The 8,690-nt window shown below is 37.6% G+C and carries 10 protein-coding genes; 7 read left to right on the forward strand and 3 right to left on the reverse strand.

The features are described 5' to 3' along the window. Positions 1-343 precede the first annotated feature (343 nt). From D0T56_RS04250 to D0T56_RS04260, 3 genes are all read left to right on the forward strand, one after another. Positions 344-1,204, forward strand: coding sequence for a nitroreductase family protein (locus tag D0T56_RS04250; protein ID WP_185153833.1), 861 nt, complete (start codon positions 344-346; stop codon positions 1,202-1,204). Between the two features lie 23 nt (positions 1,205-1,227). Continuing rightward, positions 1,228-2,247 (forward strand): YafY family protein, encoded by a 1,020-nt coding sequence (locus D0T56_RS04255; protein ID WP_163318895.1) that lies wholly within the window; start codon positions 1,228-1,230, stop codon positions 2,245-2,247. A 294-nt stretch (positions 2,248-2,541) separates the two neighbouring features. After that, entirely contained in the window at positions 2,542-3,561 is a 1,020-nt protein-coding gene (locus D0T56_RS04260; protein WP_163318896.1) for an RNA ligase, Rnl2 family, read from the forward strand. A 401-nt stretch (positions 3,562-3,962) separates the two neighbouring features. On the opposite strand, the gene D0T56_RS04265 is transcribed toward D0T56_RS04260, so the two are convergent. Genes D0T56_RS04265 through D0T56_RS04275 form a run of 3 tightly spaced genes read right to left on the reverse strand, consistent with a single transcriptional unit; the run spans position 3,963 to position 5,448 of the window. Further along, positions 3,963-4,901, reverse strand: a complete 939-nt coding sequence (locus D0T56_RS04265; RefSeq protein ID WP_163318897.1) for a HipA domain-containing protein — start codon at positions 4,899-4,901, stop codon at positions 3,963-3,965. 11 nt (positions 4,902-4,912) lie between these two features. Next, on the reverse strand, positions 4,913-5,227 hold the full coding sequence (locus D0T56_RS04270) for a HipA N-terminal domain-containing protein (RefSeq protein ID WP_163318898.1): 315 nt from the start codon (positions 5,225-5,227) through the stop codon (positions 4,913-4,915). Further along, positions 5,224-5,448 carry a helix-turn-helix domain-containing protein gene (locus D0T56_RS04275; RefSeq protein WP_163318899.1) on the reverse strand — a complete coding sequence of 75 codons (225 nt, stop codon included), beginning with the start codon at positions 5,446-5,448 and terminating at the stop codon, positions 5,224-5,226. The genes D0T56_RS04270 and D0T56_RS04275 overlap by 4 nt, the downstream gene beginning before the upstream one ends. A 510-nt stretch (positions 5,449-5,958) precedes the next feature. Here D0T56_RS04275 and D0T56_RS04280 point away from each other — a divergent pair. The 4 genes from D0T56_RS04280 to D0T56_RS04295 all read left to right on the forward strand — a co-directional run bounded on the left by D0T56_RS04280 (position 5,959) and on the right by D0T56_RS04295 (position 8,621). Then, complete coding sequence (locus D0T56_RS04280) at positions 5,959-6,369, forward strand: Dabb family protein (protein ID WP_163318900.1); 411 nt, start codon at positions 5,959-5,961, stop codon at positions 6,367-6,369. Between the two features lie 112 nt (positions 6,370-6,481). Further along, positions 6,482-7,261 (forward strand): SDR family NAD(P)-dependent oxidoreductase, encoded by a 780-nt coding sequence (locus D0T56_RS04285; RefSeq protein ID WP_370458784.1) that lies wholly within the window; start codon positions 6,482-6,484, stop codon positions 7,259-7,261. Beyond that, a complete protein-coding gene (locus D0T56_RS04290; protein ID WP_163318901.1) occupies positions 7,218-7,781 on the forward strand; it encodes a hypothetical protein in 564 nt (187 codons plus the stop codon). Before D0T56_RS04285 ends, D0T56_RS04290 begins: the two co-directional genes overlap by 44 nt. A gap of 42 nt (positions 7,782-7,823) precedes the next feature. Beyond that, entirely contained in the window at positions 7,824-8,621 is a 798-nt protein-coding gene (locus D0T56_RS04295) for an AraC family transcriptional regulator (RefSeq protein ID WP_163318902.1), read from the forward strand. Positions 8,622-8,690: the final 69 nt, after the last annotated feature.

Below are 8,690 nucleotides of genomic sequence, written 5' to 3' on the forward strand. Positions count from 1 at the left end.
TTCTTTTTAGTACCCCCGATGAGATTCGAACTCACATTCTCCTTTTGGGAGCAGTACGGCTCTAAATGCGCTTCCCTACTCATAAAATGAATACTTTCGGTGCATCTGCAAAGTCTACCCGCAACAACGCGCAGTCAAGAAACGGGGATGTCCGCACACTCTACGGCCAGTCTAATCTTTTTCCGCAGGCTTTTCCTTTTAAGCTACAAGGGCATAATGTTAATGATCTCTTTGTTTGATGATACAAAGAAAGATGGGTGGTACGCAGCTTTTTTGCGTAATCGAAATTATTTTTAGTATTTTTGAAAAATAATATAAGATTGACTAAAAAGAAAGATTAGAAATGATAACAATAGATATTGACAGGGAGACCTGTATAAAGTGTGGTAAATGCGTAAAAGTTTGTCCGGCGTATATTCTTGCACAAGAAGCTCCGAAAGATGAAATAGGGCTGAGAAATGTTCAAACATGTATAGCCTGCGGACATTGTGTTGCAGTGTGTCCTTCCGATTCGGTTATTCACTCAGAATTTCCTGCATATAAAGTACATACTTTGAAGAGAGATATACTTCCTACACCAGAACAAGTGATGGAGCTATGCAGAGCAAGACGTTCCAACAGGGCTTTCCTATCATCAGCAGTTCCGGAAGAATACCTTCGTCAGATTGTCGATGCGGCTCACCTTGCACCTACAGCCAGTAATGGACAGGAGGTGGGTTTTACCTTAATCACAAATCCTGATTTATTGAAACAAATAGCAGATATTACAATAAATACATTTGAAGCGACCGTAAAAAAGATAACAAATCCGTTTATCAACCCTTTTATTAATCTGATAGTTCCGGGAGCAAAAGAAGCTGTTCCGACATTAAACGCTGTTATAACAAAACATAAAAGCGGAATTGACGCTATATTAAGGGGAGCAAAAGCCGTTTTACTTATCCATACACCTAACTCCAGCAACTTTGGCAGACAGGATGCGAATCTGGCCTATCAGAATGCCTCATTGATGGCCGAAAGTTTGGGAGTGTCACAGTTTTACACCGGATATGTATGCATTGCTATTGACTTGGATAAGAAAAGGAGATTAGCAAAACTATTGAATATTGAAGGTAATATACATGCGGGAATGGCTTTATCTATGCCGGCTTTTAAGTTTCCTAAATATACAGATCGCAAAGAACTAAACCTTACAGTATTTTGAAACCTTAGATATACAAAAACACTATGCCTGTAAACCGCAACGCCTTAATACGCTATAAAACAATAGATATTTGTTTGCGTAACAAGTACAGACAATGGACACTCGAAGATCTGATAGATGCCTGTTCTGATGCTCTATATGAATATGAGGGTATAGATAAAGGTATCAGTAAACGTACGGTTCAAATGGATATCCAGATGATGCGTAGCGAAAAATTAGGTTATAATGCACCTATCGTTGTCTATGATAATAAGTACTATAAATACGAAGATGAAGACTATAGTATAACCAATACACCGTTGTCGGAACAAGACCTGAAAACAATGTCTGAAGCTGTTGAGGTATTACGTCAGTTCAAAGGATTTTCTTACTTCTCAGGCATGGGCGATATTGTCAGTCGTTTGGAAGATCATGTGACTTCAGCAAAACAAAAGACCATACCTGTTATTGATTTTGAAAAGAATGAAAGTCTGAAAGGGTTGGATTACCTAGATACGATATATCATGCCATTGTCAACAAACAAGTCTTAAACCTAAAATACCGCTCTTTTAAAGCCCGTTCTGCCAGTACTTTCTTATTCTACCCCTATCTGCTGAAAGAATACCGCAATCGTTGGTTCGTATTCGGACGAAGAAAAGGGAATTTAATTAATTTGGCTTTAGATAGGATACATAATATCGAAATTGCCGAGAAAGAAAGATTTGTAGAAAATGACTTGTTCGATCCTGAAACTTTCTTTGAAGATATGGTTGGAGTTACAAAAAATGTAGGAATGAAAACCGAAACTGTACGTTTCTGGGTAGATAAGCAAAATGCACCTTATGTACAGACCAAGCCTTTCCATAAAAGCCAGAAAGTAGTAGCGGAACGCGAGGATGGCTCTAAAGTATTCGAGATAAATGTAGTTGTCAATCAAGAACTGCAACGCGAATTTTTCGGATATGCAGATACCATAAAAATACTTTCGCCTAAATCGTTAGTTGATTTTATGGGATGGAAATTCAGGCTGGCAAAGGAAATGTATAATGAGAATACAGAGTGATAAGTATTTATTATAAATGGAATTTTATTACTTAATATTTGTGAATTAACGAATTTTATATACTTTTGCGTCCGAAAAGTTTGAAAAGCTGTAACCCTGGCTGACGAATTGAACTGACTTACCACCATTCTTTTCATATTACATCCCATTCAAACAAACTTAGATTGATGCGAGATTTTTATCAGTGATGCATGATAGAATTTTCGTAGAAACCGCATTTGCCTTTCTTGCGGGACACCTTGCTGTGTATCCGGGTTTAAAATAATGTATAACCATTTTAAAGCATAAGTGATTATGTTAGAGTTTAAGAAGTATAATTCCATAGAGAATACCTACAATAAGGAATTCATGGACAAGATTAAAACAGAAGGATTCGATTCCTTACAATATGTGGTACAGGAGAAAGTACACGGAGCTAATTGTAGCTTTATAACAGATGGACAAACGGTACAATTTGCTAAACGAACAGGCTTAGTGGAAGCCGGAGAAAAATTCTATAATTATGAAGAACTTCTCGAAAAGTATAAAGAAAGAGTTATCGGGTTGTATCATCTGATTAAAGAAAAATATACCGATACAGAAAGTGTATCAATATATGGAGAAATGTTTGGAGGTAAATATCCACATCCTGATATAATGAATGATACACGGATAATGTGTATTCAAAAAGGAGTATTTTATAGCCCGAATCACGAATTTTACGGATTTGATCTATACGTTTGTGGAACAGAGAATAACAGGTATCTGCCAGTAAATGAAATGAACAGGTTCTTTGAAGAAGGAGGTTTCTTTTATGCGAAAACATTGCTAGAAGGGTCGTTGGATGAATGTTTATTGTATCCTAATGCTTTTCAAAGCCGGATCGCCGAATGGATGGGACTTCCTCCTATTGAAGAAAACATTTGTGAAGGTGTGGTTATACGTCCTGAAGAGACTGTTTTTTTCAGAAATGGTTCACGGTTGCTTTTGAAGAACAAGAACAGCAAGTTCTCAGAGAAGAAATCGATAAAGAAACGACAGTCAGCATTATTCGTCGAACCGACATACAGCGAAGAACTGAATAATTTGCTTGTAGTGGCAGAAGAGTATATAACCGAAAACAGACTGAATAATGTCATAAGCAAAATAGGAGAAATCTCAGTTCCTAAAGATTTAGGCAGATTGATTGGTCTACTTAGTAAAGATGCTCTGGAAGATTTCGAGAAAGAACATTCAAGTGATTATGCCTTTTTAGAGAAAAGTGAACAGAAAATTCTGAACCGTCACATTAATAAGCAGGCGACTGAAATTATTAAGAAGGTTTATATGGTTTAATAATTGAATTGTCCTATGGATATTTTGTAGGACAATTCTTTAAAATTGAAATAAAGTGAATAAGATATATTTTATAGCAGATACACATTTCTTTCATGCTAATATTCTGAAGCATTGACCCAAAATAGTTGAGTGGGCACCAAAGCGGTCACTAAAAAGAAAAAGTCTCCGTAAGTTCTTGTCTTACAGAGACTTTCTTTAGTTGTTTGTGGTGCCATCAGGAATCGTCGTTTTGACTTAAGTGGCTGTATTTCTTATAGATATATTTTCAAAAAAGAAGTAATCTCCCGCTATTGCTCCACCAAATTTTTGCACTACTTTGCGGCGAAATTCTTCACATCACATTTCCTACTACAGATATACGAGGAATCGTCATAATTTGGAAATTTAAACGATTCTTTTTATGCGTCTAATATTGTAGACCTATTCTGAATAAGCTGCTTATATTCTTTTTTCATTAGTTCAGGCAGGAAAGACATATCTATAAAGTCATACCATTGAGGTAATACCTTCCTGAATTTCTCATATACATTCTCAATTATCTTTTCATCAACCTTAAAGGATTTCAGAAGATTGTCGAAGTCTGCCCTTTTCAGTTTCCGTTTCTTACCGTTCAAGGTCAAAGCTAGTTCTTCATTATCTTCCGGTATAACCAATTTGGTAGATAACAAATCATAAGCAGGAGCAAAAGTATATTCGCCTGTACCTTTGTAAAGAGAGAAATTTTTCAGGTGCATATCTGCATTTCCTGTCAAATAGCAAAATAATAGAACTTCAAAATAATTAATCAAGTCCAATACAGGATAAGCTGAATACTCTATAATTTTTTTGGCTATTTGTTCGTGCGAACCTTTATATTTCTGTTCTGTTAGCTTCTCCGTCAATTGACACATATCTTCCATTGGTATTTTTTCACCTTTTTTATCTCGGTCTATCCGTTTTGTGATATAAGCCAATGAACCATCCTTGAACCGTATTAAGGAATGGGGAACGGTTTTTATCTTTGTTAACTCAGCCAAATGCATGGTTAAATCCTCATTTTCAGGAAGATTATCATATTCTTCGGTTTGAGGTTTTAGGATATAACCACCCCATAAACCGACTATTGTAAAACGCTTTTCTCCGCTTTTCTCTTTTTCCAAATCAACAGATAACTTCGGCTGTACTCCTGTAATCGTTATTTGCGAACGAACAACCTCTAATGCTAACGATTCTATATCTGCTTTGCTATATGGAAGAACAGGAGGCGTTGCTGTTCCAAATATTTTCTTTGAACATTGCGGATGAAAATCAGTTTGCCCTTCTTCAAGCGACTGATAACAATATAAACACCTTTGCATAATACTCATGATTAAAGAGGTTGAACACTCACAGCACCGATACAATCTTTACAACAAGCAAGCAGCAAAGACATTCTATCCCGATTGTTTATTTTCCAGTTCTTTTCGGCAATATCTAATAGCCACCCTTCGGGTATCAGTCCGTCAAAGAATGGATGCAATACATTACTTAGATAAGGCTTATCTGTCAGTGGTAAAGTTAAGCTGATAGCTTCTGCCTTTTCACTGGCTAAATAATCAGAATCATACTCAAACTTATATCCGTTTTCGTCTTCTGTCAGAATGCCTGCAAATGTACTGTACATGTAAATTTGGGCTTGTTTCATGCTTCTATCAAATTAGTTCTGTTCATTGGTATGGGACCGAGTTGCATACCAAACAGTTTTAATACTTGGTTTACTTTATCCATTTTCAGGGTTTCTTTCCCTTGTTCCAGTTCACGCAAAAAACGAAGCCCTACACCCGCTTTTTGTGCAAACTCTTCTCGTGATAGCCCAAGTGCTTTACGCTTGGTTTTCACATACTCATTCAATGGCAGATTATTCATATTCGATACCTTTTCGGGTACAAATATAAGAATATTATACAATAAATACCCGAAAGGGTGCTAAAAAGATCATTAAAGCAAAATAACACCCGAAGAGGTGCTAACAATGAGGCTGCACAAAATGTTTCTTGAAGTACAAAATTGGATTTTTTTCCTGTTGAATTACAGGGTTTTAAATAACTCCGATGCAAAATAGCTATTTTATCAAATAGACAGAATTATTGCTATTTATATTATAATGAGGTTGTTAAACTAATCCTGTAAGTTTTTTAGAGACCTTTTAGATTGTTCTTTTCTAGGAGGGAAACTCTGTGGGTTATCTTGTTATTTTCGACAATTCCCATATTAAAACATTCTGCATGTAAATCCGGATAATGTATACTAAGTGGCTTTGACTCTCTCACCAAACATTTTTGACCTTTTCGGAAAACTCTTGCCCCCTAATTTACACGATCTTTGCATTGTAGCTGATTGCAATTATATCAGTACTAAAAATAAATACATAAAGATATGGAAACAAGAGAAAAAAGAGAGGCTGAAAATATCGCCCTATTAAATGAAGTGAAAACCTCGGATCTGTTGTCTGGCAATAGTCTCCCTTCTCTGGTAATTCAGCACGTCAATTGCTGGTGGCTGAAAGACCCGAACAATGAGGAAGACATCCGCAGACTGTCTGAGGCAGTGGAGAATATGAGAGATATACCGGGAATCATAGATATACAATTTGGTCCGAGAGTGCAAGCCGCATGGGCGGGTGGAACCGAACCGACATTTGATTATGCTTTCGTGGTAACTTTTGACTCCGAAGAATCCGTCGTAAATTATCACCCCCATCCTTTGCATATGAAAACCATAGAAATTACCAATGAGGTAAGTGTGAAGTATTATTACTTCTATTTCAATTCGAATATGCCGAAGTAATAGAATCAGATTAAAAAAATAAATAATAACAGTACGGGTTGTATTGACATGAATATACAGCCCGGCATTAAAAACAATAAATATAGAAACTAACGGTAAAAAAGTATGGTTTATAACCGGCTCCTCAAGAGGCCTTGGCTTTGAGTTTGCAAAAGCAACATTGGAACGTGGCGATTTTGTTGCCGCTACATCCATTGAACCCGAAAGGATAGAAATTCTTACAGAACAATACGATGACCGGGTCTGGTCTGCCTATCTTGATGTGACAGACCGCGAACAAGCATTTGACGCTATGCAGAAAGCAAAGGAATATTTCGGGCGTATTGATGTAATGATAAGCAATGCCGGATACGGACACTTCGGAGCAGTCGAAGAGTTCAGCGATGAAGAGTTCCGCCATCAACTAGAAGTCAATCTCTTCGGTTCTGTGAACGTGATTCAAGCCGTATTACCCATTATGAGGGAACATGGGTCGGGACATATTATACAATTATCCTCTATCGGTGGCACTATCGCCCAACCATTAGTAGGTGCGTATAATGCTTCCAAATGGGCTATGGAAGGGCTTTGTGATGCACTTTCGCAGGAAGTTGAACAATTCGGCATCAAAGTAACACTTGTTGAACCCGGACCATTCAAAACCGATTTCAATAATGCATCGCTGGTGGTTAAACAGCCAATAAAAGCTTATGCACCAATGACGGCAGGATTTTTCGGAAGTATTGACCCCGATACTTTTGAAGACGCGAAGATTGTAGCCGGGAAAGTCCTTAGAATCGTAGATGCGGAAAAAGTGCCTTTACGCGTACTTGTCGGAACCGGTATGGTTGATGTGGTCGCTAAGGTTTATGAGCAGAAGATTGCCACATGGGAAGAATGGAAAAAGGACTAATGCCATGAAAGAATACATGGTTAAATACTACCTGAGTGAGCAGAATTGGGCGATATTGGTAGGAGTTGCAGGGATCGTACTTTTAATAATGGGTATAACCCTGTGGCGTACTTCAGAGACCAATTCCCTCAACCGGGGAATTGGCTACGCCTTGCTTGCCGGGGGGATATTTTTCGCAGCAGCAGGGACAGGCGTGGCGATTTATAACAGGACTAAGGCAGTTGAAATAGAAAAAATAGTTCATATTGACGATACCGAAACCAAAACATCGGAAACCGTCCGAATGGAGAATGTCATGTCTTCCTCTTATAAAGGCGCGATTATCATGTTTACATCCTGCATAATTCTCGGATTAGTAGCTATCCTTCTTTTAGGACATAATCCGGTCATCAGAGGGGTTGGATTGGGACTTCTTCTTTTCGGAACGATAGGCCATATTACCGAAAGCTATTCTATGAAACGTAATAACGCTTATTTGAACGAAGTAAAAGAGTATAAAATTCAATCCGAAATCAACTGATTTAATTAACTTTGTTATCCTAAGTAAAACAATATCAGAAATATGCAGGACAGGCAGCCATATAATATCCTTTATTCATGTACAGCTGAACCGAAACGAGGTCATGAACCGTTTGTAGAAGATCATGCGTTAAGTTATATTGTTTCGGGAGAGATGCATTATCATACAAGTAACGGTATGATCGTTTTTCCTAAAGGTAGTTTGGGCTTTGTTCGCAGGAATCAATTGGTGCGGCCCGTTAAACTTCCGGATGCCGATAAACCGTTTATGTCAATCAATATTCTATTTAAGCAGGATACCTTACAATTATACAGTAGGAAGAATGATGTAAAAGCAACAGGAGTTTATACGGGCGAGTCTATTATTCACTTGCCTGTCGATCCTTTCTTGCAGGGATATTTCGCTTCGCTTTCCCCTTATTTTGAAGAGCCCGCCCAGATGACGGAAGCCCTGGCAACGATCAAAACTGCCGAAGCCATTGAATTGCTTTTACGCAATCCGTTAATGAAGAACGCATTGTTTGATTTTAATGAACCTTTTAAAATAGACCTGGAAGCTTTTATGAGCAGAAATTTTGTGTACAATGTACCACTTGTTCAGTTTGCCCGGCTTACCGGGAGAAGCCTGTCTACATTCAGAAGGGATTTTATAAAGGTATTCAGTATTCCCCCGGAGAAATGGTTGCACAAACGCAGACTGGAGCAAGCCCATTTCCTTATCACAGAAAGAAAGCAACGCCCGTCGGATGTGTATTTAGAAGTTGGCTTTGAAAATCTTTCTCATTTTTCTACATCGTTTAAAGAGTTTTTTGGATATAGTCCGTCCAGTATCAATTCGTAATTTATCTTTAATAATAGAGTTTATATTTAATAGTTTATTAAAGCGTTCTTTTACATAACTTTGTGATTT

Origin of the sequence: Dysgonomonas sp. 520 (assembly GCF_010501095.1) — a bacterium.
Taxonomy (GTDB): Bacteria; Bacteroidota; Bacteroidia; order Bacteroidales; family Dysgonomonadaceae; genus QVMP01.

What these genes read in the sequence shown, in the direction of transcription:
- D0T56_RS04290 (WP_163318901.1), top strand. Translation starts at nt 7,218, where the DNA reads ATGAGCAGAAGATTGCCACATGGGAAGAATGGAAAAAGGACTAATGCC.
- D0T56_RS04265 (WP_163318897.1), bottom strand. Translation starts at nt 4,901, where the DNA reads ATGCAAAGGTGTTTATATTGTTATCAGTCGCTTGAAGAAGGGCAAACT.
- D0T56_RS04255 (WP_163318895.1), top strand. Translation starts at nt 1,228, where the DNA reads ATGCCTGTAAACCGCAACGCCTTAATACGCTATAAAACAATAGATATT.
- D0T56_RS04280 (WP_163318900.1), top strand. Translation starts at nt 5,959, where the DNA reads ATGGAAACAAGAGAAAAAAGAGAGGCTGAAAATATCGCCCTATTAAAT.
- D0T56_RS04270 (WP_163318898.1), bottom strand. Translation starts at nt 5,227, where the DNA reads ATGAAACAAGCCCAAATTTACATGTACAGTACATTTGCAGGCATTCTG.
- D0T56_RS04250 (WP_185153833.1), top strand. Translation starts at nt 344, where the DNA reads ATGATAACAATAGATATTGACAGGGAGACCTGTATAAAGTGTGGTAAA.
- D0T56_RS04260 (WP_163318896.1), top strand. Translation starts at nt 2,542, where the DNA reads ATGTTAGAGTTTAAGAAGTATAATTCCATAGAGAATACCTACAATAAG.
- D0T56_RS04295 (WP_163318902.1), top strand. Translation starts at nt 7,824, where the DNA reads ATGCAGGACAGGCAGCCATATAATATCCTTTATTCATGTACAGCTGAA.
- D0T56_RS04275 (WP_163318899.1), bottom strand. Translation starts at nt 5,448, where the DNA reads ATGAATAATCTGCCATTGAATGAGTATGTGAAAACCAAGCGTAAAGCA.